This is a genomic window from Acinetobacter sp. SwsAc5, from assembly GCF_013391485.1.
Classification (GTDB): Bacteria; Pseudomonadota; Gammaproteobacteria; order Pseudomonadales; family Moraxellaceae; genus Acinetobacter; species Acinetobacter towneri.
Genome location: NZ_JACAXD010000012.1, coordinates 21,712 through 45,136, shown reverse-complemented (window position 1 = coordinate 45,136; position 23,425 = coordinate 21,712). Strand labels below are relative to the sequence as shown.

24 protein-coding genes are annotated in these 23,425 nt (G+C 40.0%); 14 read left to right on the top strand and 10 right to left on the bottom strand.

The window, feature by feature from the left end; translation table 11 throughout:
* Positions 1-167 precede the first annotated feature (167 nt).
* Positions 168-689, top strand: coding sequence for an acyl-CoA thioesterase (locus HYG89_RS08775; RefSeq protein WP_004977311.1), 522 nt, complete (start codon positions 168-170; stop codon positions 687-689).
* Positions 690-873: 184 nt separating this feature from the next.
* Here the strand turns inward: HYG89_RS08775 and HYG89_RS08770 are convergent, their stop codons facing one another.
* Positions 874-1,086: a hypothetical protein gene (locus HYG89_RS08770; protein ID WP_004977309.1), complete on the bottom strand. Its 213-nt coding sequence runs from the start codon at positions 1,084-1,086 to the stop codon at positions 874-876.
* 521 nt (positions 1,087-1,607) lie between these two features.
* Here HYG89_RS08770 and HYG89_RS08765 point away from each other — a divergent pair.
* From HYG89_RS08765 to HYG89_RS08750, 4 genes are all read left to right on the top strand, one after another.
* Positions 1,608-2,630, top strand: coding sequence for a GTP-binding protein (locus tag HYG89_RS08765; protein WP_178867141.1), 1,023 nt, complete (start codon positions 1,608-1,610; stop codon positions 2,628-2,630).
* A 92-nt stretch (positions 2,631-2,722) separates the two neighbouring features.
* Positions 2,723-3,253 carry a YaeQ family protein gene (locus HYG89_RS08760; RefSeq protein ID WP_178867139.1) on the top strand — a complete coding sequence of 177 codons (531 nt, stop codon included), beginning with the start codon at positions 2,723-2,725 and terminating at the stop codon, positions 3,251-3,253.
* A 58-nt stretch (positions 3,254-3,311) separates the two neighbouring features.
* Positions 3,312-3,653, top strand: a complete 342-nt coding sequence (locus tag HYG89_RS08755; RefSeq protein ID WP_004977304.1) for an FKBP-type peptidyl-prolyl cis-trans isomerase — start codon at positions 3,312-3,314, stop codon at positions 3,651-3,653.
* 167 nt (positions 3,654-3,820) lie between these two features.
* On the top strand, positions 3,821-5,662 hold the full coding sequence (locus tag HYG89_RS08750; protein WP_372595707.1) for a diguanylate cyclase domain-containing protein: 1,842 nt from the start codon (positions 3,821-3,823) through the stop codon (positions 5,660-5,662).
* A gap of 24 nt (positions 5,663-5,686) precedes the next feature.
* On the opposite strand, the gene HYG89_RS08745 is transcribed toward HYG89_RS08750, so the two are convergent.
* Positions 5,687-6,007 carry a co-chaperone YbbN gene (locus HYG89_RS08745; RefSeq protein ID WP_004977299.1) on the bottom strand — a complete coding sequence of 107 codons (321 nt, stop codon included), beginning with the start codon at positions 6,005-6,007 and terminating at the stop codon, positions 5,687-5,689.
* A gap of 152 nt (positions 6,008-6,159) precedes the next feature.
* Here HYG89_RS08745 and HYG89_RS08740 point away from each other — a divergent pair, with 152 nt between their 5' ends.
* The 3 genes from HYG89_RS08740 (at position 6,160) to HYG89_RS08730 (ending at position 8,456) form a co-directional block, all read left to right on the top strand.
* Complete coding sequence (locus HYG89_RS08740; RefSeq protein ID WP_178867137.1) at positions 6,160-7,152, top strand: NAD(P)H-quinone oxidoreductase; 993 nt, start codon at positions 6,160-6,162, stop codon at positions 7,150-7,152.
* A gap of 304 nt (positions 7,153-7,456) precedes the next feature.
* The gene (locus HYG89_RS08735; protein ID WP_096901477.1) at positions 7,457-7,636 is read left to right on the top strand and encodes a hypothetical protein; all 180 of its coding nucleotides are present in this window, start codon (positions 7,457-7,459) and stop codon (positions 7,634-7,636) included.
* Positions 7,637-7,949: 313 nt separating this feature from the next.
* A complete protein-coding gene (locus HYG89_RS08730; RefSeq protein ID WP_004977287.1) occupies positions 7,950-8,456 on the top strand; it encodes a hypothetical protein in 507 nt (168 codons plus the stop codon).
* Positions 8,457-8,589: 133 nt separating this feature from the next.
* On the opposite strand, the gene HYG89_RS08725 is transcribed toward HYG89_RS08730, so the two are convergent.
* Positions 8,590-9,918, bottom strand: coding sequence for a hemolysin family protein (locus HYG89_RS08725; RefSeq protein WP_104852324.1), 1,329 nt, complete (start codon positions 9,916-9,918; stop codon positions 8,590-8,592).
* Between the two features lie 137 nt (positions 9,919-10,055).
* Positions 10,056-11,045 (bottom strand): LysR family transcriptional regulator, encoded by a 990-nt coding sequence (locus HYG89_RS08720; protein ID WP_004977282.1) that lies wholly within the window; start codon positions 11,043-11,045, stop codon positions 10,056-10,058.
* A gap of 645 nt (positions 11,046-11,690) precedes the next feature.
* On the opposite strand from HYG89_RS08720, the gene HYG89_RS08715 reads away from it, so the two are divergent.
* Positions 11,691-13,292: an isocitrate lyase gene (locus tag HYG89_RS08715; RefSeq protein WP_104852323.1), complete on the top strand. Its 1,602-nt coding sequence runs from the start codon at positions 11,691-11,693 to the stop codon at positions 13,290-13,292.
* Positions 13,293-13,432: 140 nt separating this feature from the next.
* On the opposite strand, the gene HYG89_RS08710 is transcribed toward HYG89_RS08715, so the two are convergent.
* Entirely contained in the window at positions 13,433-14,263 is an 831-nt protein-coding gene (locus HYG89_RS08710; protein WP_178867135.1) for a copper resistance protein NlpE N-terminal domain-containing protein, read from the bottom strand.
* A gap of 432 nt (positions 14,264-14,695) precedes the next feature.
* On the opposite strand from HYG89_RS08710, the gene HYG89_RS08705 reads away from it, so the two are divergent.
* Positions 14,696-15,244 carry a 1-acyl-sn-glycerol-3-phosphate acyltransferase gene (locus HYG89_RS08705; RefSeq protein ID WP_256733971.1) on the top strand — a complete coding sequence of 183 codons (549 nt, stop codon included), beginning with the start codon at positions 14,696-14,698 and terminating at the stop codon, positions 15,242-15,244.
* A gap of 47 nt (positions 15,245-15,291) precedes the next feature.
* On the opposite strand, the gene ykgO is transcribed toward HYG89_RS08705, so the two are convergent.
* The 3 genes from ykgO to mrdA all read right to left on the bottom strand — a co-directional run bounded on the left by ykgO (position 15,292) and on the right by mrdA (position 18,171).
* Positions 15,292-15,414: a type B 50S ribosomal protein L36 gene (gene ykgO / locus HYG89_RS08700; RefSeq protein WP_026438469.1), complete on the bottom strand. Its 123-nt coding sequence runs from the start codon at positions 15,412-15,414 to the stop codon at positions 15,292-15,294.
* A gap of 105 nt (positions 15,415-15,519) precedes the next feature.
* The gene (rsmD, locus tag HYG89_RS08695) at positions 15,520-16,077 is read right to left on the bottom strand and encodes a 16S rRNA (guanine(966)-N(2))-methyltransferase RsmD (RefSeq protein ID WP_004970724.1); all 558 of its coding nucleotides are present in this window, start codon (positions 16,075-16,077) and stop codon (positions 15,520-15,522) included.
* Positions 16,078-16,080: 3 nt separating this feature from the next.
* The gene (gene mrdA / locus HYG89_RS08690; RefSeq protein ID WP_096901482.1) at positions 16,081-18,171 is read right to left on the bottom strand and encodes a penicillin-binding protein 2; all 2,091 of its coding nucleotides are present in this window, start codon (positions 18,169-18,171) and stop codon (positions 16,081-16,083) included.
* A 254-nt stretch (positions 18,172-18,425) separates the two neighbouring features.
* On the opposite strand from mrdA, the gene HYG89_RS08685 reads away from it, so the two are divergent.
* From HYG89_RS08685 to HYG89_RS08670, 4 genes are all read left to right on the top strand, one after another.
* Entirely contained in the window at positions 18,426-18,944 is a 519-nt protein-coding gene (locus tag HYG89_RS08685) for a hypothetical protein (protein ID WP_004970721.1), read from the top strand.
* Positions 18,945-19,007: 63 nt separating this feature from the next.
* Positions 19,008-20,324 carry a hypothetical protein gene (locus HYG89_RS08680; protein ID WP_167846149.1) on the top strand — a complete coding sequence of 439 codons (1,317 nt, stop codon included), beginning with the start codon at positions 19,008-19,010 and terminating at the stop codon, positions 20,322-20,324.
* An 81-nt stretch (positions 20,325-20,405) separates the two neighbouring features.
* Positions 20,406-21,065 (top strand): adenylate kinase, encoded by a 660-nt coding sequence (gene adk, locus HYG89_RS08675; protein WP_178867131.1) that lies wholly within the window; start codon positions 20,406-20,408, stop codon positions 21,063-21,065.
* Between the two features lie 128 nt (positions 21,066-21,193).
* Positions 21,194-21,397 (top strand): hypothetical protein, encoded by a 204-nt coding sequence (locus HYG89_RS08670; protein ID WP_004970716.1) that lies wholly within the window; start codon positions 21,194-21,196, stop codon positions 21,395-21,397.
* 129 nt (positions 21,398-21,526) lie between these two features.
* Here the strand turns inward: HYG89_RS08670 and nth are convergent, their stop codons facing one another.
* Positions 21,527-22,216, bottom strand: coding sequence for an endonuclease III (nth, locus tag HYG89_RS08665; RefSeq protein WP_178867175.1), 690 nt, complete (start codon positions 22,214-22,216; stop codon positions 21,527-21,529).
* Positions 22,217-22,308: 92 nt separating this feature from the next.
* Positions 22,309-23,103 carry an RnfABCDGE type electron transport complex subunit B gene (locus HYG89_RS08660; RefSeq protein ID WP_004970712.1) on the bottom strand — a complete coding sequence of 265 codons (795 nt, stop codon included), beginning with the start codon at positions 23,101-23,103 and terminating at the stop codon, positions 22,309-22,311.
* Between the last annotated feature and the right edge of the window lie 322 nt (positions 23,104-23,425).

Below are 23,425 nucleotides of genomic sequence, written 5' to 3'. Positions count from 1 at the left end.
CAGCTTGGGAGTCTTAGTGTTAGTCTTATAATTTTAAATAAATGTTATCATAAACAATATAAATAATAATGATGCAGTTGTTGCCGAAATGAACATTCAAACTTTTATAAACGCGATATAATAATACGCTCATATCTTACTGTCTTTAAAAGAGTCTAGAGAACGCGATGTCACCATTAGATCAAATTGCCCCAGTGTTAGATGACCAGTCAGAATTAACCATGACCGTGTTAATGACACCCGACATGGCAAATTTCTCAGGGAATGTACATGGTGGAACAATTTTAAAACTATTAGACCAAGTGGCGTATGCATGTGCGAGCCGCTATTCTGGTAGTTATGTGGTGACCCTTTCGGTTGATAAAGTGAACTTTAAAGAGCCGATTCATGTGGGTGAATTGGTGACTTTCCTTGCTAGTGTGAACCATGTCGGTCGTACTTCAATGGAAATTGGGATTCGTGTAGAAGCACAAAATATTCAAAAGCGTACAGTGCGCCATACCAACAGCTGTTACTTCACTATGGTTGCAGTCGATGAAAATGGTAAACCAAAACAAATCCCTGCGTTGAAATTAGACAATGACTGGAAGCGTTGCCGTTTTGAAGCAGCAGAGCAACGTAAAGTTGCACGTTTGCAAGAAAATCATCATCCATCTTGCAGCATTTATAAGAAAACTGAACAAAACTAAGTTTTCATCAAATTTAGCTGAAAACCTGTTTGCAATTGTAGACAGGTTTTTTTGTGCCTATTTTTTAATTTTGTCCAAGGCAATATTGATTAGTTATGCAGATAAACAAAAACTGAGTAAACCGAGAGAGTGGCGGAAAACTCAGTTTTTGTATTCGATTTACATTTTTAAATGTATCTAAGTTTTAAGGCTGTTGCGTCGATGCAGCAGGGGTTTCAGTGCTTGCTTCAGATGCAGGTTGTGCAGCAGCTTGTTCTGAAGCTGGTTCAGCCACAGTTTCCTGCGTTGAAACAACCACTTTTTCCTGTTCTGTTGCTGTCGATTCAGCCTTTGCAGCAAAAGTAGTTGCAGTGGCAAAAGCAAAAGTTGAAGCGAGTAAAATTTGTGTCAATTTCATGGTTTGGCACCCTTATTTAAAGTTTTTCATGAGTAGTAGGGAGTGCTCAGCACAAGCATTAAGTAAAAAAACTTATTGCGGCTAAAGTGTTCAAGTCAGTCATCACCTGATTTGAACGGGCTGAACAGGAACTCATGCTAAAGAGCCAAAGCTATGGGATCAATGCTTGCAACAAAGCAAAACAATGACGGTTACTTGAACCGCACAATGATGATGAATAGGTCGTAGTTTGGTAATTTTTGTTTTAAATATGCAGTCAAATCCAATCAAAATGGCTGTGTTTTTCGCAATAAAATTGCGTGGTTGGCAATAAAACATAACATCAAGCGGCTAAAACTCGTGTATTTCCCCAAATAAGTTGCAGATCATCACGTAATAAATGTAAGCGAATTTTTCAAATCATGATGGTGATAGATGTGCTGAAATGAATAAATTTCAGTGTGTTTAGATTCAGATTGAACTAATCGCTAAACTTGCTTAGCATGCTTGAGTTGTTTGAAATTCAATAAAGTGAGCTTATTTTGAAATTAATTGCACCACAAAAAGCAGTCCCGACGCATATTATTTCTGGTTTTCTCGGTGCAGGAAAAACCACCTTATTGAAACAGTTACTCAGCCAAAAACCAGAACATGAAGTTTGGGCGGTGCTGATGAATGAATTTGGACAAATCGGGGTCGATCAACAACTCTTACCTCAGCAACAGGGTTATCAAGTCAAAGAATTATTGGGCGGTTGCTTATGTTGTAGCAGCCAATTGCCTATGCAAATTGCTTTGTCGCGTTTATTGTCCGAAGCGAAGCCTGACCGTTTATTCATCGAGCCGACAGGTTTGGGGCATCCTGCGCAACTCTTGGAACAACTGACCGAACCACATTGGCATACGCATTTATCGATGCGCGCCTTGGTGACGGTAGTAGATGGTTCGCGTTTGCATGATCAGGCGTGGACGCAGCAAAACCTGTATGCCGATCAGCTCAAAGCTGCACAAATTATTGTGGTGTCACATGCAGACCAAATGCAGGCGGCAGATGAGCAAGCCCTCATACAACTACAACAGGAATATCAAGCCTACGCGCAAAAATGGTTGAAAGCAGAACAGGGTCATCTGGCTTTGACCGAAATGGATATACCGTATGTCGGTACACAGCGTAAAATTCAGCCGTTGCTAAAATTGCAACAGAAGGTCAGCTCTACAAATCTGCAAGAGTCTGCAGAAATCAAACAATTGCCATATCACTATGTCGAAACTGCACAAGGATATGCAGTCGCAGGTTGGAAATTGCCTAAACGTTGGCAATTCGACTTTTATCCCTTATTAGATTTACTCTGTGAACAGCAAAATTGGCTGCGTATTAAAGGAATTTTTTATACCAATCAGGGTTGGAAAAGTTTCAACTTCAATCCGCAGCAATTTAATTATCAATCTACCGATGAAGGCATAGACAATCGGTTGGAAATTATTTATCAAAGCGAGCGTGATTGGGAAAAATTTGAGGCTGAACTATTGGCGTATCGGGTCGATGCTGCTGCGGTTCTAGACTGAAATCTATACGTTATCGGGCAAACGATACAGCAAAATCACAGAAAATCCATTATGCTTAGTGGCAAATTTAAACATAGTTTTAGGAATAGACAATGGCGCTGAAAGCGACAATTTATAAGGCAGATTTGAACATTGCCAATATGGATGTGCATCAATACGGTGACTATCAGCTCACCATGGCATTGCATCCTTCTGAAACTATTGAGCGATTGATGGTGCGTATTTTGGCATTCGCACGTTATGCAGATGAAGCTTTGGAATTTACCAAAGATTTATTTGAAACCGATGAGCCTGCTTTGTGGGAAAAAGACTTAACAGGGCAGTTAATTAAGTGGATTGAAGTCGGTTGCCCAGATGAAGACAAAGTCAAAAAAGCCAGTTCGCGTTGTAAGCAAGTTGCGATTATTGCTTATGGTTCATCGGTAGATGAATGGTACAAACGTAACAGTAAAATCAAAACTTTAAATAATGTTGAAGTGTGGCAACTATCGCCAGCGAGTATCGAAGCCGTTCAAGCTTTATGCGAACGTACCATGCAATTGCAGTTGAATGTAATGGATGGCGAATGGACATTGATTGGCGATCAGGCACAGGCTCAGATTGAGTGGACACAGTTGCAATAACACTTGCACGAGCTGGAAATTATCTTAAACATCGAAGTGTAAATATTTGGAGATGAACATGAGTGCAGAATTAGAAATTATTGATTTGGTGGTGGGTGAGGGGAAAGAAGCGGTTAAAGGCGCTTTAATTACTACGCATTACACAGGCTGGTTGGAAGATGGCACCAAGTTTGATTCATCCTTAGACCGTGGTAACTATTTTGAAACCGTGATTGGTACAGGTCGTGTCATTAAAGGCTGGGATCAAGGCATCATGGGGATGAAAGTGGGTGGTAAACGCAAACTGATCGTACCTGCGCATTTGGCTTATGGTGAGCGCAAAATGGGCAATATCATTCCTGCTAATTCTAATTTGATTTTTGAAATTGAATTGTATGATGTGAAAACACGCGATCAATAAACACCTTTCAACTTAGCCAAACCGCTAGAATTTAAGTCATTCATCCGATGCCGATGCCAGTAAGGTCTAGCATAAATGACTTAATTTTTTACTTCAAATTTAGTGCAAGAACGATTAGATTAAAAAACAAGCACAATAGGACTTTTGCATTTTTGAATTTCACTCGGATGTGGCACAAGTGTGCATTACTCTTCTTAATTTTACTGTGCAGTGTACTCACACCACCGCGTGTGTTGGCGCAGTATGAGTCTGCACCTGAATCTTACTATCTACATCAACAACTGCTCAATTCTGTTCAATTTACTGAAGATCAATCGAGTATTTTGACTGGGCGATGGTTGTTTTATCCGCAACAATTGATTCAAGAACCCAGTGCGGTACTGGCATCGAATACCGTTGAATTGCCTGCTTCATTTGAAGATTTAATGGGCAATGCCAATACTTACGGCACTTTTATTGGGCACTTTCAAATTCCAAAAGAATTTCTAGGCAGACGTATTGCGATTTGGATTCCCAACCAATATGGCGCCTATCGGGTATTTTTAAATGGCGATCCACTGGTGCGTGTTGGCACAGTCGGTGCAGATGCGAGTAGTCACCAAACCGAAAATGCCCCACGAATTGCATATTTTGTTCCTGAAAGTGAATATTTTACCCTGACCATTCAAGCGTCTAGCTTTCAGAGCTTGCAAGGTGGTTTAAAAAATCCAATGAAAATTGGTTTAAGTCGCACCATCAATCAACAGTATCAGCGTTTGATGATGAGTATTGCCGTGATTTGTGGGGCAGTACTTGGTATTGGTTTGTTTACCTTGATGTTTTCGGCATTTAGTCTTGCAAATGGTGGAAAGACCAAGCGTATTTTTATTTTCGGCATTTTTATTGTTTTTCTGGCATTACACAATTTATTTTCTGCACCCTATGCCTATACCACTTTCCTGAATTTAAGTTGGTCTTGGGGAATAAGACTCGAATATTTATTTAGTTTTTTAGCGATTTTATTTTTCCTGAGTTATATGTTTTTGCTCAGTTCGCGCTATTTGCATCGTTGGGTATATAGCGCGGCAATGCTGTTATTGAGCTTTAATATTGGGGTGACGCTGTGGGCAGAACCCACTATTTTTCAGCAATTGGCATTTTATAGTTCATTTTTCTTTGTTTTGATTTTGGCAAATTTTGCTTATGGATTTTATCAAACCCTGCGTTCAGGAGAGGATTATTCCAAAATTAATTTTTGGGCAGTAATTATTCTATGTGGCACATTTATTCATGATTTTTTATTAATGCTGAATCTGGTCAATTCCATTCATTTATCTTTTATTTCGACCAGTGTTTATGCATTGCTTATCATGTTTCAGCAGGCACGAAATTATGCCTACCATAACTTGCGCATTGAACGCTTGAACCAAAAACTGATTCATTTAAACAGCTCGTTAGATTTAAAAGTGCAGGAACGCACTGAACAACTCAGTCTTTTGAATGAAAAACTGGAAATACAGATTAAAACCGATGCATTAACAGGGGCATATAATCGCCGTGCATTAAATGAAGAAATTCAGCGTTTGTATTTTGAAACCTTGCAAAATAAGCGACATATTTTGGTCTTTGCGATGCTCGATGTCGATTATTTTAAAAAATACAATGATCATTATGGGCACTTAAAAGGCGATCAAATTCTGCAAAACCTAGTTAAAGTTTTACAAGATACTTTGCCTAAAAATGCGTTTGTGGCACGTTATGGGGGTGAAGAATTTGCCATTTTACTGCACGATATTCCGCAACCTGCGATTGCACCACTCATGCAAAAGGTCTTGCAGGCTGTGCGTGATGCAGCTTTTGAGCATGTAGCACGAGAAGACCATAAACAATATGTGACTTTAAGTATCGGTGTAGCGTGGATGACTCGCGCACAAGCGTATACGCACGTGGATGATTTTATGAAAGCTGCAGATGCGCATTTGTATCAAGCCAAACATGCAGGACGCGATCAGGTAGTAATTCAAACTTAATATGTTGACGCTACTCTACATGGCTTAAAGATAGCTCTGAATTTTTTGTTGAAGTTGTACGACAGAAACATTGCCCGACAGTCGTTCAACAATTTGCCCATCTTTAAAAATCAGAGTGGTCGGTAAACCAAAGACTTGATAACGCAAAGTTAAAATTGGAGATTGATCGACATTCACTTTGCCAAATTTTACCGAAGCATCAAAAAGTTGGGCAAGCTGCTCAAAAAATGGTGCATTTTGAACACAAGGCGTACACCACGTCGCATAAAAACGAATCACCGCAACGCCTGTTTCATATTCAAACTCACGGTAATTATTTTCGTTGTATTCCACAATTTCTGACATCACATACTCTTTAATCATAAATAAAAATTTAATCACGCATGAAACACCACGGCATGCGAATTATACCTAAGTTAATCTGGGTTTTAATGCTTTGCTGTTTTATGTTCAAATAGTCAGAATTCATATCAGCATCAAACAATCAGGGATTTGCCATGACACAAAACACAATGCAGCAGATTATTATTACAGAACCAGGTGGCCCAGAAAAATTAGCCTATGAAATGGTTGCAATACCTGAGCCACAAGCCAATGAGGTTTTGGTCAAAGTACATGCTTTTGGTTTGAATCGTCCTGATATTTTACAGCGTCAGGGTCTGTATCCTATGCCTAAAGGCGTGACGCCAGTGCCAGGTTTAGAAGTAGCAGGTGAAGTAGTTGCTGTGGGTGCAGATGTTAGCCAATTTAAAGTTGGTGATGCAGTGTGTGGCTTAACCAATGGTGGTGGTTATGCAGAATATTGTGTTGTACCAGAAAGCCAGACTTTGACAATTCCAACAGGTGTCAGTTTTGTACAAGCCGCTGCGATACCTGAAACATTTTTTACTGTGTGGGCCAATGTATTCCAAATGGGTAAAGCCAAAGCAGGTGAAACGGCGCTGATTCATGGTGGAACCAGTGGTATTGGTACAACTGCTTTAATGCTGTGCAATGCCTTAGGTTTAAAAACCTTTGCAACCGTAGGCTCAGATGAAAAAGTACAGGCAATTTCACACCTCACCACAGCGATTAATTACAAGACACAAGATTTTGAACAAGTGATTAATGCAGCGACAGACAATGCCGGGGTCGATATCATTTTAGATATTGTTGGTGCGCCGTATTTGGAACGTAATTTAAACTTATTACGTCGTGATGGTCGCTTGGTGTATATCGCATTCTTAGGTGGTGCAAAAGCCAAAGAAGTAAAACTTGGTCAAATTATGATGAAGCGTCTTACCATTACGGGTTCGACCATGCGCGCCCGCAATACTGCAGAAAAAGCTGAAATTACCAAAGGCTTGCAAGAGATTGTTTGGCCATTGTTAGCAAAAGGCGAATGTTTGCCAATGATTTATAAAACTTTCCAGTTTGATCAAATTCAACAAGCACATGCCGAAATGGATACAGGTGAGCATGTGGGCAAAGTAGTGGTGGAAGTGATTTAAAAACTCAAAATTTTAAATCAGCCCGCATAAAAAACTGACCGAGTGTCAGTTTTTTTATGCATATTTTTATAGAAGATTTTAACAAAGATTTTTTGAATCTTTTTTAGCAATTATTTTAATCATAATTACATAAATATTCCTTTAAACTACAATTTAACACAATAAAATTTTTCCAAATAGTCAAATATTAAGGAGGTGTAGGACACACCCTGTCAATAATAGAGCTTATCTTTATATTCATTGAATTCATTCTCAAGATAACAAAACGGTTCATGTAAAATAATTTGATAGAGAGAGCAGGCTTATGAAAATTTTATCTGCATATACGCCAAAACACAGTCTACGTGCATTAAAACGGTTACACAAAAATATTGTTCGTCAGCAAATCAATGTTCGGAACTTAAATAAAATGTATCATGCGATGCTACATTTAGAACGCTATATTGACCGCCTCGATCATGATAAACGCGAAAACTTGTATTAAGTGTAAAGAGCAACCTGTTAATTATTTTTTACTAAAAAGTACAAGTGAGTTGAAAAGTTAAACCTGTTATTTATTGGATTATTCATTTGAAATAACGGGTTTTAAATAGACGGTAAAATTCAGGAGAAAAACTAAGGGAACAATAAGAAATTTAAAATAAACAAGGATGATCAAAGCTGAAAGATCAATTTTAAACTGCTGCACTGTAATAGGTGCAGCACTGCCTTGTGTGAACAATTGCTTCGGAATGTGTCGAGCTTTTAGCTAAATTGTGCGAAAATAGCGTTTTGCTATTTTTGTCCAAGGGCAGTACATGATTGACCAATCTCCTGAATCATTAAGTGATATCGAAATACTCGACATTTTGCAGTCTATGAAAAGTGATGAGCTAGACACAGAGGCAAAAGAAATTATCCGTAATGGTGGGAAAGCAGGTCGTCAGGAAGCGCATAAAGCAGCGTTGGTGGCACTGAATCAGTCATTCGAAAGCAAATTTGTAGAAGCAGTAAGTTTGGCTTTGCAGTTAAACGAAGCGCAAATGAAAAAAATCCGTTATAAAAAAGACCGTGTACGTATTTTAAAAGCACGTGGCATTGATTATTTAGCCATTGATGGCACAGAAACTGCACAAGTATTGGCTCAGGTTGCACAAGCGATTGTGCGTGAAGATGCTGTGGTAACGCATGATTTGCACAATATTTTCCCTTTCTGGAAAGAAGGTTGGCCAATGGTGCAATTCGACAATGTCTATAAAATTTTAGCTGAAGATATTGCGATTCATTATCAAGCAGTATTGGATGAGTTGATCAGTAAGTATTAAGTAAATACTCAGCTAAATTTCAGAAGTATCAGTTCAGATTTAAAAAAAGCACCACTTCATTTTGATGTGGTGCTTTTTTGTGAATGCGAGAAAATGTAGATGCAATCAGGCTGAACGAATACAAGGAATCTCACTATCCATCTGCTTCAGTGTTGTTTTGTATTTCCTGCGTTTCTACAATTCGTGTCACTAAAAGTTGGTCAATTTTAAAATGATCGACGTCGACCACTTCAAATTTATAACCATCAAAAAGTACAGAGTCGGCAGGACGCGGGATTTTACGTAGCTTATACATCATAAAACCTGCAATGGTTTCATAATTTTCATCATCTGGCATTTCATCAATTTGCAGCGCGTGTTTAATGTCTTCAATTGGTGTACTGCCATCAATCAGCCAAGAATTGTTATCACGTTTAATGATTTGCTGATCTTCTTCAATAGGTGTTACCCAATCGCCCATCACAGTAATCATAATATCAGACAGGGTAATTACGCCCACAACCAACGCATATTCATTAATGACTACGGCAAATTTTTCTTTGGTAGAGCGGAAACGGTCTAAGACTTCAGACAGCGTGAGTGTATCTGGAATGGTTAATACATTACGGATGGTGCTTTCATTTAGTTGTAGTAAAGATTGATTATTGAGGATTCTGACCAAAATATCTTTGGCATCAACATAGCCAATAACATCATCAATATTTTCGCTACAGACCAAAAATTTGGAATAAGGATATTCTGCAAGTTTTTGACGAATACTGGCTTCAGATTCCTTTAGGGTAAAAAACACCACATTTTCACGTGTAGTCATACTCGAAGGCACGTTACGTTCTTCAAGTTCAAACACGTTTTCAATAAAGTGATGTTCCTGCTTTTGTAAAACACCTGCTTGAGCGCCTGCATCCATGACTGCAGAAATATCATCAAATGTAATATTGTCTTCGCGCGTGGTATTTACTTTAAATAAACGGAACAGCACGTTGGCAATCGCATTAATCATCCATGCCAAAGGCTTGCATATCCGAATAAAAATTTGAATCGGATTAATCACCGATACCGCAATTTTTTCAGGTGCGATCATTGCCAAACGCTTAGGCATTAGGTCGGCAAATAAAATAAACAGCGAAGTCACTAAGGTAAATGACAAGGCAAAACTAAGCGTTTCAGCCCATGGTCCTTGATAGAAGCGCACAACTAAGTTGTAAAAATAAGGACGGAATGCGCCTTCACCTAAAATACCACCTAAAATGGCAACTGCATTTAAGCCAATTTGTGAGGCAGCAAAAAAATCAGCTGAGTTTTCTTGTAGGTCTAAAACTTTTTGGGCACGTTCATCGCCTGATTCGGCTAGAATTTTCAGTTTAACTTTACGTGCACCAGCCAACGCAATTTCAGTCAGCGATAAAAAACCAGCTCCGACAATGAGGATGAGGATAATAACAATATTCTGGAAGAGGCTCACGAATCCACCTGTGGATTATATTATTTTAAATATAACAATTTGAATCTTTATTAAATCATGATTAAACAATGAGGAATATCGAAATATTCCTCATCTGAGTATAAGCGTTTGTGCCAATAAGTTCAGTGAATTTTTAATTAATAGGCTGAAAATTGAGAGTTATTCAGTAAAAACTCACGGTTTTCTTCTTCAATCATTTGGCGCGCTACATATAAAATCAATTGGCGTAACCAACGGTGTGCAGGGTGATGATGTAACAACGGACACCATGCCATCTTTAATTCAAATTCTGGAATATAAAATGGTGGGTCTTTAATCAGTAAACTTTGGCTTTTGGCTTGTAAGCGCGCAATACGTGTAGGTAAGGTTGCGACTAAATCTACATTAGACGCGAGTAGTGCAGGCATTTGATAATGACGGGTAAACACCGAAATTTTACGTTTTTGTCCAATACGCTCTAAAGCTTGATCAATCCAACCCAGTCCCGCTTGTTTCTCTGGATTCACACCAAAACCAACGCCCATACCTGTTTTAGAAACCCAAATATGTTGTGCATCTAAGTAGCTTTTTAAATTCAGGTTATTGGCAGCAGGGTGTTTGTGATTGAGCAGGCAAGAAAAACTATCACGCCAAACTAAAACCTGATGGAAACTTTGTGGAATTTCATTAAAACGGTTAATCGCCAAATCGACTTTACCTTGTTCCATGTCGCGATAAGACACATCACTCGGGGTTAAAAAGTCTAATACCACATTAGGTGCTTCAGAGCGTAAAGCTTTAACCAAGCGTGGGACTAATGTGGCTTCTGCGTAATCGGAGGTCATAATCCGAAATACACGATTTGAAGTATAAGGGCGGAACTCAGTACGCGGCTCCAAAATCATAGAAAGGTCAGATAAGGCATCGCGGATACGCGGTTGTAATTCTAAGGCACGTTCAGTTGGCGTCATGCCTTCAGAAGAACGAATCAGCAGGGGATCATTAAATAAATTGCGCAAACGACGTAAAATGTTACTCATCGCAGGTTGGGTAACGCCCAATTGTTCTGCAGCACGGGTTACATTTTTTTCACGAAGTAAGACGTCAAGATAAATTAATAGATTAAGATCAACCCGCTCCAGATTCATAAAATAAATACCGAAAATAAAATCACTAAATTATTGGAATTATGCCATAAGCCGTAAGGCTTGTGTATAAATTATGATGAAAAAATCGACGAGATAAATAGCAAAAAATCTGAATAAAAACAGCCAGCCCCATCATTATTTCCTAAAGAAATGTAGGTTGCCTAGTACTGCATCTATACTTTTTAATCTTAAATGCAAAAACACTTAAAAGCATTGGCAGAACTGATAGCACATTCTATTTTGTATGAAACTTATGCACTTACATTGCGCTGAAAAGCAGCAAAATTTTGCTAAAAAATGGCAGAAATCGCCAATGCAAGCATTTTTTATGAAATGCAAGACTTAAGTCTAATGCAGAAAATATCGGCACAGAGATGAATTTGTAAGCAAAGATATTTGATTAATTTTCTAAATAAGGTTTTTAAAATCAATATGTTGTGTTTTTATTGTTTTTGTGAATTAAGACTTTGATCTATACATTTTTTTAAAAAATACCGAGAATTACACGAGAATATTGGATTAATTCATTCAGTCACTCTACTCTGTATTCATCGTAACGAAGTGCTCTAAATCTGAGCAATCAAGCATAAGCGCGATTTAGCCTTCGATTGATAAATCCTAAATAATATTACAGGGTACAATATCATGACTACATACCAAACAGCGATTGATGCAATCCGCGAATTAAAAGCAAAATTCGGCAACACTTGGGCAGACATCAGTCCTGAAGATGCTGCGCGTATGCAAATGCAAAACCGTTTCAAAACTGGTTTAGATATTGCTAAATATACAGCTGCGATTATGCGTCGTGATATGGCTGCTTATGATGCTGATTCAAGCAAATACACTCAATCTTTAGGTTGCTGGCACGGTTTTGTTGCGCAACAAAAAATGATTGCGAACAAAAAATACTTCGGTACTACTGAACGCCGTTATATCTACCTTTCTGGTTGGATGGTTGCTGCACTTCGTTCAGAATTCGGTCCACTTCCTGACCAATCTATGCACGAAAAAACTTCTGTTCCTGCATTGATCGAAGAAATCTACACATTCTTACGTCAAGCTGACGCGAAAGAATTAAACGATTTGTTCCGCGCACTTAAAAAAGCACAAGACGCTGGTGATACTGCTAAAGCTGCTGAAATCACTGCTCAAATCGACAACTTTGAAACTCACGTTGTGCCAATCATTGCGGACATCGACGCTGGTTTCGGTAACGAAGAAGCAACTTACTTATTAGCTAAGAAAATGATCGAAGCGGGTGCATGTGCACTTCAAATCGAAAACCAAGTTTCTGACGCGAAACAATGTGGTCACCAAGCTGGTAAAGTAACTGTTCCACACGAAGACTTCATCGCTAAAATCCACGCGTTACGTTATGCGTTCTTAGAAATGGGTCTTGACGACGGTATCATCGTTGCACGTACTGACTCTGAAGGTGCTGACTTAACTCAAAAAATCCCAGTAGTTAAAGAGCCAGGCGACATCGCTTCTCAATACATCAGCTACTTAGACACTCAAGAAATTGACATCTCTGAAGCGAAAGAAGACGAAATCCTAATCAAGCGTGATGGTAAATTACATCGTCCTAAGCGTTTAGCTTCTGGTTTGTACCAGTTCCGTGAAGGCACTCAAATTGACCGCGTGGTACTTGACTGTGTAACTAGCTTACAAAACGGTGCTGACCTTCTTTGGATCGAAACTGCGACTCCAAACGTAGCTGAAATCGCTCACATGGTTAACCGTGTTAAAGAAGTTGTTCCAAATGCGAAACTTGTTTATAACAACTCTCCATCGTTCAACTGGACTTTAAACTTCCGTCAACAAGCTTACGACCGTTGGGTTGCTGAAGGTAAAGACGTTTCTGCATACGACCGTGCTAAGTTAATGAGCGCTGAGTACGACAACACTGAATTAGCTGCTGAAGCTGACGAAAAAGTACGTACATTCCAAGCAGACGCTTCTCGTGAAGCAGGTGTGTTCCACCACTTGATCACACTTCCGACTTACCACACTGCTGCGCTTTCTACTCATGAGCTTGCAGAAGGTTACTTCGGTTCTGAAGGTATGTTGGCTTATGTTGCTGGTGTACAACGTAAAGAAATCCGTGGTGGTATCGCTTGCGTTAAACACCAAGCAATGGCTGGTTCTGACATCGGTGACGATCACAAAGAAATCTTCTCTGGTGACAACGCGCTTAAAGCAGCGGACGAAGCTAAAAACACAATGAACCAATTCAACGCGTAATCGCTTGATGGTTTAAAAGAAAACCCTGCATCTGCAGGGTTTTTTTATGGCGATAAAAATAATCAAAGAATGCTGAAACACTTTTAAGAAACATCTTTAAAGAGATGTTTCTTTATTTATGAACAGTCAGCAGTTTGAACTTATTTAATTTTGATCACATCTGCCTGTACAGAAGTAGGGTAATGGAAAGACACCTTAATCCATTGTTTTTGTTGTGCGGGAATAGGCTCTAAAAACTGTCGATCGACTACCGCAGTATATTCCTGATACTGCTGATCGACCAAAATTAAATCATTGGCATGTAATTGCAATGCTTGATTAGATTGATTGTGAATTGCTAGAAAATAATCGTGTGCCATCACAGGGTCGTTTAACTCTTTGACCTCAACATTTTGTACGTGTTCGGCCTGAATATCGACATGCTTCAGCGCATTACTGACTTTTATACTTTCTACAGGATGTAGGAAAACCTGGGTTTCAATTTTCGGCTGATTTTTTATATTTCTTTGTTTGTATAAATTGAATTTAAGCCCGTGAGTTGTAAGCTGAATGCGCGCGTAAGCTTCTACATTTTCTGTGTGGAGCAACCATTCATCAATAGTAGTTTGAGATGGATGTTGATTCTGTTTTTCTCGCTGTTTGTTGTCTTGAGCAGCTTGAATCGTTCCCGCCACTTGGTTTTCGCGCTGGCGCTGTTTCGAGCGTTTAATGTCGCTGAGTTGAAAGGTTTGATCATCATTCAGGCGTAAATGAATCACATGCTGTTCACAGTTGTCACAAGGCAATAAGGCTCTAAAGTTACCTGTAGCTTGTCCTGTCCATGAAGTTGCTGAATTTTGAACTTCAGTTTTGGGCGTAATTTGTGGCTCAGAAGGCAAAGCGGATTGATATTCCCTGCTTGGATCAGTTGATCCGCAAGCTACTAAAAATAAGCTAAGTGTACTGAGTGCAATCGGATAACGATTCAGCATAAATGTTCTAAACTTCAAACTTGTCTTGCTGCCACCTTAAGCTTTCACCTTGTATCTGAAAAGCTAATTCGCCTTATATTTAATGAAAATTTGTAGCAAATCATAACAAGTTCGTGTTTTAACGTTTTAAATTTTACTTCAAGGATTACATCGGATTAGACCTTGAAACTCATCAAACTACGCGTAAATTCATATATTTACAATTTTTAAATCTGCTTAAATCTGGTAATAAATGGATGTAAAAACAGTATGATGTTGCATGGAATAAGAAAATTGAGATGAGTGCAGGGAATTTTTATACATTTATAAAGTATTTGTTTATTTATTAATCGTTTTAGACTTTTATATTTGGTGATGCTTGCTAGAATTCGCACACTTTATTTGGGGTATGCGGTTGTGTTTGAAAAGTTAGCTGAGCGAAGCTTAAATTTAATGGGTTGGGAAATCGACAATCATTGTCCGTTGGAATTAGACCAATATGTGATGATTGCAGCACCGCATACCAGTAATTGGGATGCCTTATATGCACGCTTAGGGCTTAAAGCTTTGGGCGTCAATGTTCGCCTGACCATTAAAGACAGCTATATGAAATTGCCGTTTGGGCCGTTTGTCCGTGCCATGGGTGGTATTGGTATCGACCGTCGTCCGAAAGCACCAGGCGAACCACGACCAAGTATGGTTCAGCTCATGACGGACTTATTTAAAACCCATCCTAAATTGGTGATGTTGGTGACGCCAGAAGCCACACGTGCGCGTCAAGAACAATGGAAAACAGGTTTTTATCATGTTGCGCTAAATGCAGGTGTGCCAATTGCTTTGGCGTATATGGATTACGCAAAAAAGAAAACGGGTGTGGGAAAAATTGTGCATCCAACCGGCGATTTTGAAAAAGATATGGCTGAAATCATGGCATTTTATGCGCAGGTTCAAGCAAAATTTCCTGAAAGTTTTAGTGTCGATACACGTTACTATTCAGAATAAGCACACTATTTCAGTGTAATAATCTATCAAAACTAAAAGACAGGGGATTATCCCTGTCTTGCTTTAAAACGTGGATTGGATTTGCAAATCACAAATAATTTGCCACGACGTTTCACAATTTGACAATCGGCACGCGATTTTGCACTTTTTAAAGATGAACGAACTTTCATGAAGATAAACACTACAATATGTAATGTTATAATATTACATTAATAGATGACTCTTGAAAAGTGTCGATAGTCATAAAATTACCGCGTATCTTTTAAGGAGAAAATTTAAACAACAATCTTTTGGTATAAGCCCGCACGTACAGTTCCCGCTTTGCTCTCTTTAACTTTTTGCCAAGTCTGCGGTAATTTTAACAGGTTTAAATCACGATCTGCTTCAACATAAATCAGACCTTGTGCCGCAATGAGTGGATCAGCCAACCCTGCCAATTCTTCCCATAAATCTAAACTATAAGGCGGGTCTAAAAATACCAAATCAAACTGATCTTTTAGTGTCGCCAAAGCATGTTGTGCGGTAGAAACTTTTAATTGTGCTTTGCTTTTATTGACGCGTAATAATTCTAAATTTTGCTGTAAAAACTGTGCTTGTGTACGGTTTGGCTCAATCATGACCACGTGTGCCGCACCGCGAGACAGGGCTTCAAAAGCTAAAGCGCCCGAACCTGAACAGAGGTCTAACACTTTGGCGTTTTGCACATCCCACATTAGCCAGTTGAATAAGGTTTCGCGCACTCGGTCGGGCGTAGGGCGTAATCCCTCAATTGAAGCAAAAGCCAACTGACGACGTTTCCATTCTCCACCAATAATGCGTAGTTGATTTTTCATGGCTTAGTCGCTCTCAATTGGGTTAGTGGGTACAACTGCTGTTGGCGCAGTTGCAGGTGGATTGGTTGGAGCTGAACTCGGAGTAGTTTGCGAAGGATTTGGGTTGAGCGCAGGGTGATTGGTTGCTGTATTCGGATTATTCACGTTATTCGTATTTGGTGCAGTAGATGAAGGGACTTCACCACTTGGCAATTCACTTGGTTTTAAACCTGCAGTCATTAAGCCACCACTCACTTGTGCGGCAGATGGACGAATTGGCTTTTTATTTTTATTCAGTAACCAATAGTCTAAAATTGGACGCGCCAAAGCCGTTGCTGCAGAACCACCGCGACCATTTTCTAGAATGATGGCAATTGCGATTTCAGGGTTTTCGGCAGGAGCGAAGCCAACAAATAAACCGTGGTCAAGCTGACGGTCGGTCAATAAGGCTTCGTTATAGCGTTTACCTTGCGCAATACTTTTAACCTGTGCTGTACCTGTTTTACCTGCAACTGAATATTGCAAGCCGCCTTTAATCCCTTTACCTGTACCTGATTGAATCACATCAACCATGGCATCACGCATTTTAATCCAGTCTTCTTCTGTGCCGTTAAAGTCAATTTTTCCGTTGGTACCATTGTGAACTTTAAATGGTTTCGCGCCACGACTTTCACGTAACACGTGCGGTGTGACTTTAAATCCTTTGTTGGCGGTGATGGCGGTGGCCATTGCTAATTGCAATGGTGTCGAGGTAAATGCACCCTGACCAATACTGACGGAAATTGTTTCACCTTTCATCCATTTGGCTTTGCGCGTACGCATTTTCCAGTCCGGGTTTGGGTAGAGTCCTGTGCTTTCACTTGGTAAATCGACCCCAGTTTTTTCACTAAAGCCAAATTGACGCATCCAGTCGTTCATTTTTTCAATGCCCATGCGATACGACAATACATAGAAGTAGGTATCACACGACACGACTTGAGCTTTGTGCATATCGACAATGCCATGCCCAGTTTTTTTATGGTCACGGAAACGGTGGCTGTCGCCTGGTAAAGTGAAATAACCATAATCCTGAATGGCGGTTTTCCAGTCGACATAGCCATAATGAATACCGCCTAAACCAAACATCGGCTTAATGGTAGAACCCGGTGGATAAACACCTTGTACTGCACGGTTATAGAGTGGTTGATCTAAATTATCGCGTAAGGCAGAGTAGTCGGTATGGCTAATACCTGTGACAAATAAGTTAGGGTTAAAACTCGGACTGGAGACTAAAGCTAAAATTTCACCTGTACGTGGGTCAAGTGCCACAATTGCACCACGGCGTTCTGCCAGTTGTTCAGAGGCGACCACTTGCAAGCCATAATCCAATGACAAAAACAAATCATTGCCACGTACAGGGTCTTTACGTCCTAAATTGCGCAGCACATTACCATGTGCATCGGCTTCTACAGATTCGTTGCCGGGTACGCCATGTAGCAAGTGCTCATACGATTTCTCCACCCCAATTTTGCCAATCAAGTTGGTGCCTGCATAAGCATCTTTGTCAATTTCTTTCAGTTCTTTGTCGTTAATGCGCCCGACATAACCAATCACGTGCGCAAATAAGTCACCATGCGGATAGTAACGTGTCATCTGGGTTTCAATATTGACCCCAGGGAACTGAAATTTAACTTCACTAAAACGGGCAATATCCGATTCATTTAAATTCAGCTTGATCGATACACGTTCAGTTTTACGTGAAGTTTTAATCCGACTTTTAAAGCGATCGATATCTTCTTCTGTCAGTTGTAAAACAGGTGTCAGTCGCGCAATGGTATCGTCAATATCTTCAACATCTGCACGGCTTAAAGTGGCTGAGAACACAGGGTAGTTATCTGCCAATAACACACCATTGCGGTCATAAATATAACCACGTGCAGGTGCGAGTGGTTGTAGCCGAATTCGGTTTTTATCTGATGCAGTCGCAAATTCATCGTAGCCGCTAATTTGTAAAAAGGCATAACGAGCCACCAACAGCAGCAAGAAAAAAACCACAACACCCACCGAAAAAAAGATGCGATTGCGAAAAATACGCTTCTCTTGCTGAGCATTTTTTAACGGATAGTGTTGTTTCATACAAAAATTGGCTTAACAAAAATGAGGGAGAACGAATTTGGACTATTCTAACGCATCTATTGGCAATTTTGAGTAACCATGTTTGACTGAATTGCCCGATTTAACCTAGAAGATGGGCGCAATCTTAATTTTTGACTTTAGCGACATCAAAATTGTAATTTGCTGTATATAAGAATCCTGACAATTCTGCTAGAGTCAAAACACGAAAACAGGATTGTTTTTAAAATTAAAACAAATGGACACTGGTGACAATAATGACAAAAGTCTATTCTTTCGTGGCATTACTTGCCTTTTCAAGTTTTAGCTTTGCTGGGAACACTACTTTTTTACCTGAAGCAAAAATTAGCGCAGATAGCGCAAAAACCTGGAATGTAGGGGCGGGTATTACCCAAAAATTACTGCATTTGAATGGTGAATGGGTCAATCCTTATGGCATTGCCTATCTAAAAGCGGGGGCTTTTTTAAATGGTGACCATGAAGTCGGTGGGCAAACAGGTTTTCGTTACCCATACCACCTCACAGGTAAAGACAAAAATGGTTATTATATTGGCGCTTACGCAGGACACCTAGAATCTAAATGGGTGGATGGTGAAGAAAAAGCGCGTTTAGGTGCAGGCATTGATCTGGCTTATGTATTACTGAGCCCTGAACGCATCAGTAGCTTTAGTGTTGGCATTGGCGCAGGTGAAAAATTGGAAGATCGACAAGGGCGAGTGATTGCGGAAACTGAGCCTAGACTACAATTTTCCTATACGCTCAGTATGGGATTGTAGTCAGAATAGTGACTTTTAACTACTTTAGAATCTTGTAATTAGAACTAAATATGGAAAAAATGCATGCTTGAGTACGTCAATCAGTTGTGGCAAACCTTTTTGAATCGTCCAGATTTTTGGGCCGTGCTCAGTATTATTCCTGTGACTGCTTTTGTGACTTGGGCGCACGTGTGGATGGCACTAAAAATGGTGTTCTATCCAATTAGCTTTTGGGGCTTTCACCTTGGGCCTATTCCTGTGGGATGGCAGGGGATTGTACCGCGTAAAGCAGGGCGTATTTCAGGCATCATTACCGATAACACATTGTCAAAATTAGGTTCATTGCGTGAGTTTCTCAATGCTATGGACCCTGACGATATGGCGCGTATTATTGGTGAGCAAGTGGGTTTTGAACTTGAGCACTTAATTGATGAGGTCATGTTAGACCGCAATGCTGTGCTTTGGGAAAACCTACCGTATTCGATTAAACGCCGTATTTACGCACAGGCGCATAAACAATTGCCAGGTGTGCTGCGTGAATTGGTGACTGAACTGACCTTGAATGTTGAATCCTTGGTGGATATGCGTGAAATGGTGGTCAGCCAAATGGAAGGTGATCGCCGCTTAATGGTGCGTATGTTCCTAAAAGTCGGTCAAAAAGAAATTAACTTTATTTGGCATATCAGTGCATTGATTGGGATGTTCTTTGGTATTTTCCAAATGATTGTTTGGTTTCTTGTACCATGGCACTGGACGGTTCCATTTTGGGCGGCAATTTGGGGCTTCTTGACCAACTGGATTGCGATTTGGATGGTATTTAACCCAGTCGAACCACATTACGTGAAATATCCGCAGTTCTTTAAATTGACTGAAAATCGTCAATTTCCATGGATTAAGCCAGTGATTCCACGCATTGGGACTTATAATATTCAGGGTGCGTTCATGAAACGCCAAGAAGAAGTCTCGGATGTGTTTGCAACGGTAGTCACAGAAGATCTGATTACGTTAAAATCGATTATGACTGAAATGATGTATGGCAGTAAAAAAGACAAAACCCGCCGTATTGTCAAACGCCACATCAACGAAATTATGGAAACACCATTGGTTCGTACCTCTTTACAGTTGTCTTTGGGGCCAAAAGAGTATGCCAAACTCAAGACTGACTTGATTGATCGTTCGATTGAAATTACGATGGTGCCTGTATGCGACCCTGCCTTTAATGCGAGCCGTGCACAGAAAATTTATCAAATGTTCAGAGATCGTATTCGTGAACTGACGCCAAAAGAATTCCAGAATCTCTTGCGTCCTGCCTTTCAGGAAGATGAGTGGATTTTAATTGTCTTGGGTGGTGTAACTGGTTTTATTGCTGGTTTAATACATTTGTTTGTCGCTTTCTTATAAGAGGATGCTGGCTGCGTAAAGGGCGATGGCTCTGATATGCAACGAGTGTCAAATACATTGTTAAAATGAGGATGTTTTTTTATGCGCATTATCTTACTCGGACCACCTGGAGCAGGTAAAGGTACACAAGCTCAGTTGATCTGTAAGCGCTACAATATCCCACAAATTTCAACCGGTGATATGCTCCGTGCTGCAATTCGTGAAGGTACTGAATTAGGTCTACAAGCCAAAAGCGTCATGGACGGTGGCGGTTTGGTATCTGATGAACTGATCATTGGCTTAGTGAAAGAGCGTATTGCGCAGCCAGATTGCGTGAATGGTTGTATTTTTGATGGTTTCCCTCGCACTATTCCACAAGCTGAAGCCTTGGAAAGCGAAGGCATCAATATCGACCACGTGATTGAAATTGATGTTGCAGACGAAGAAATCGTACAACGTTTGTCTGGTCGTCGTCAGCACCCTGCATCTGGTCGTATTTATCACCTTGTTTACAATCCACCAAAAGTGGAAGGTAAAGATGACGAAACTGGCGAAGATTTGGTTCAACGTCCAGATGACCAAGAAGAAACTATTCGTAAACGTTTAAAAGCGTATCACTCAGAAACTGAGCAATTGGTTGGCTTCTATCAAGGTCGTGCTGCTTCTGGTGAAAATGCACCAAGCTATAACAAATTGAATGGTCTTCGTCCAATTGAAGAAGTTCAAGCAGATTTGTTTACTATTTTAGACCAAGCAAAATAAGTCTAGGTCTTAGACCAAGTCTGTTTAAAAGAAAATAAAATCGTTTAAACAGGCTGCTTGTTTTGACTTTAAAAGAGTCCTGATTCATATTAGGGCTCTTTTTATTTGTTTCAGTTTGGGAGAGTGCTTTGCAACATGCTGCTGTGATCATCATGTTATTGGCAAGTATTGCCGTTTTAGGCTTTCTTGTTTTTGTGAGCTATAAGTTGTTGCGCAACACACAAGCTCAGAATTCGGCTGAAAAAAAATCAGGCAAGCACTATCAATTGCATCCGAAACTTAAACAACAGCAAGAGCAACAACGTCAGTCTGAAGATTCTCAGGATAAATAAATCATCTCTGCACAATCTTGTGCATAGATTGCACAGTTATCCACACGATTTTGGATAATCCACATTGCTTTGATGATCTAGCTTGTCTTCAATAAGTTTAGATCACTTTGCAAAACTCTACCGAAGCACTTACTTAGATATGGGCGCGTGATGAATTTCATGCAGCGTAGTATGACGATGTGCACCAAATTCAAAGCGATCAGGCCAGTTACACACATCTGACACCACACATTCAGCGCATTTAGGCTTACGCGCAATACAACAATAACGGCCATGTAAAATTAGCCAGTGATGCGAGTCAATTAAAAATTCTTTAGGAATGACTTTAATTAAACGGTGTTCGACTTCTAAAACATTTTTACCTACAGCTAAACCTGTACGGTTACCTAAGCGGAAAATATGCGTATCGACCGCCATAGTAGGCTGTCCAAATGCGGTATTTAACACTACATTGGCCGTTTTGCGTCCCACGCCGGGCAAGGCTTCTAAATCGGCACGATTATCAGGCACGATGCTGCCGTGTTTTTCGATGAGAATTTTGCAGGTTTTAATGACATTTTCTGCTTTGGAATTATACAGCCCGATGGTTTTAATATATTCTTTTAAACCTTCCACACCTAAGGCATAAATCGCTTCGGGAGTATTGGCAACAGGAAACAGTTTGTCGGTGGCTTTATTGACGCTGACATCGGTCGCTTGTGCAGATAAGGTCACCGCTATCAGCAATTCAAATGGATTGGAAAAATTCAGTTCAGTGGTCGGATTTGGGCGTTGTTCACGTAAGCGCTCAAAAAAAGTCTGAATTTGCTTTTTGGTCATATTTTTAGACGGCTTTTCTTTGAGCGTGGTGCTTTTGGCAGTCGTTGTTTTAACCGCTTTATTGGTCAGACGTGTATTTCTTTCGGGCATGTTTATGCTCCTAATTCACGTAACTGTTGTTGTAAATTGGTTAGTAATAGCCGTTTTTTCTCATCGTCACGCACACTGAGTTGTTTTTCGAGTTTTTTAATTTGTGTGCGTAATTTTGCCAGTTCGATGGTGGTTTGTGCATCGGCAGTGGAAATCTGTTCATTTTTTTGCACAGGCAATTCAATCACAGGCACAGCAGCATCGGCTTGTGCAGAAAATTGAGCAAACAGTTCGGTATCAATTTCTGCACGTACCACAGGGCCTTTACGGTGCAGACGACGTTGTTCTTCACGTTGTATGTGGGCGTAGTAGCGTTGGCGTAAATCATTCTGTTCTGCCACTCGTGCGCTATCAGAAAGCAGGGGTTGTGTATCTTCTACCAAGTCAATGCAATCGACAGGGCAAGGTGGAATACACAATTCACAGCCAGTACATAAATCAGTCAAAATGCTGTGCATGAGTTTGCCTGAGCCTAAAATGGCATCGACAGGGCAGGCATTAATACATTTGGTACAACCAATGCACTCATCTTCACGAATTAGCGCTTTCATACGCTGTGGGCGTCCATCTGCCTGCACAGGCCAAACACTGGCTTCTGCGGTCAATACAGGGCGTTGCAGTAAGTTTGCTAGTGCATCTGCAACAGGTTGTCCACCGGGTACGCATTTATTGGCCGCTTCGCCTTCTGCAATCGCTTTGGCGTAGGGTAAACAGCCATCACGGTGACCACATAAGCCACATTGAGTTTGAGGGAGTAGCGCATCAATATTTTGAATCAGAGCAATTTGCGAATTCATGGACAAACCAATGCCACTTTAAACAGCAGCAGAAAAACGGAAGATAAGGCTAGGGGGAAATTCTAGGTCGATGATTTTAGCACGATTTTTGCTTTTAGGCTTGTGCGCAAATTAAGAACAACAATTGCTAGCTTTTTGGGCAAAAATGCTCAAAACTATGAATTAATTTGTTACATTAACTTATAGGCTTAACACGCTAAAAAATAAGTTAAATTTATGAAAATACAAATGTTTTAAAGTTTTTTGAAAAAAACTATTGTAGATTGTTAACAAAAGATATTTAATATTTTGCGCCAAAATATATCATTGATTGAAATTTTGA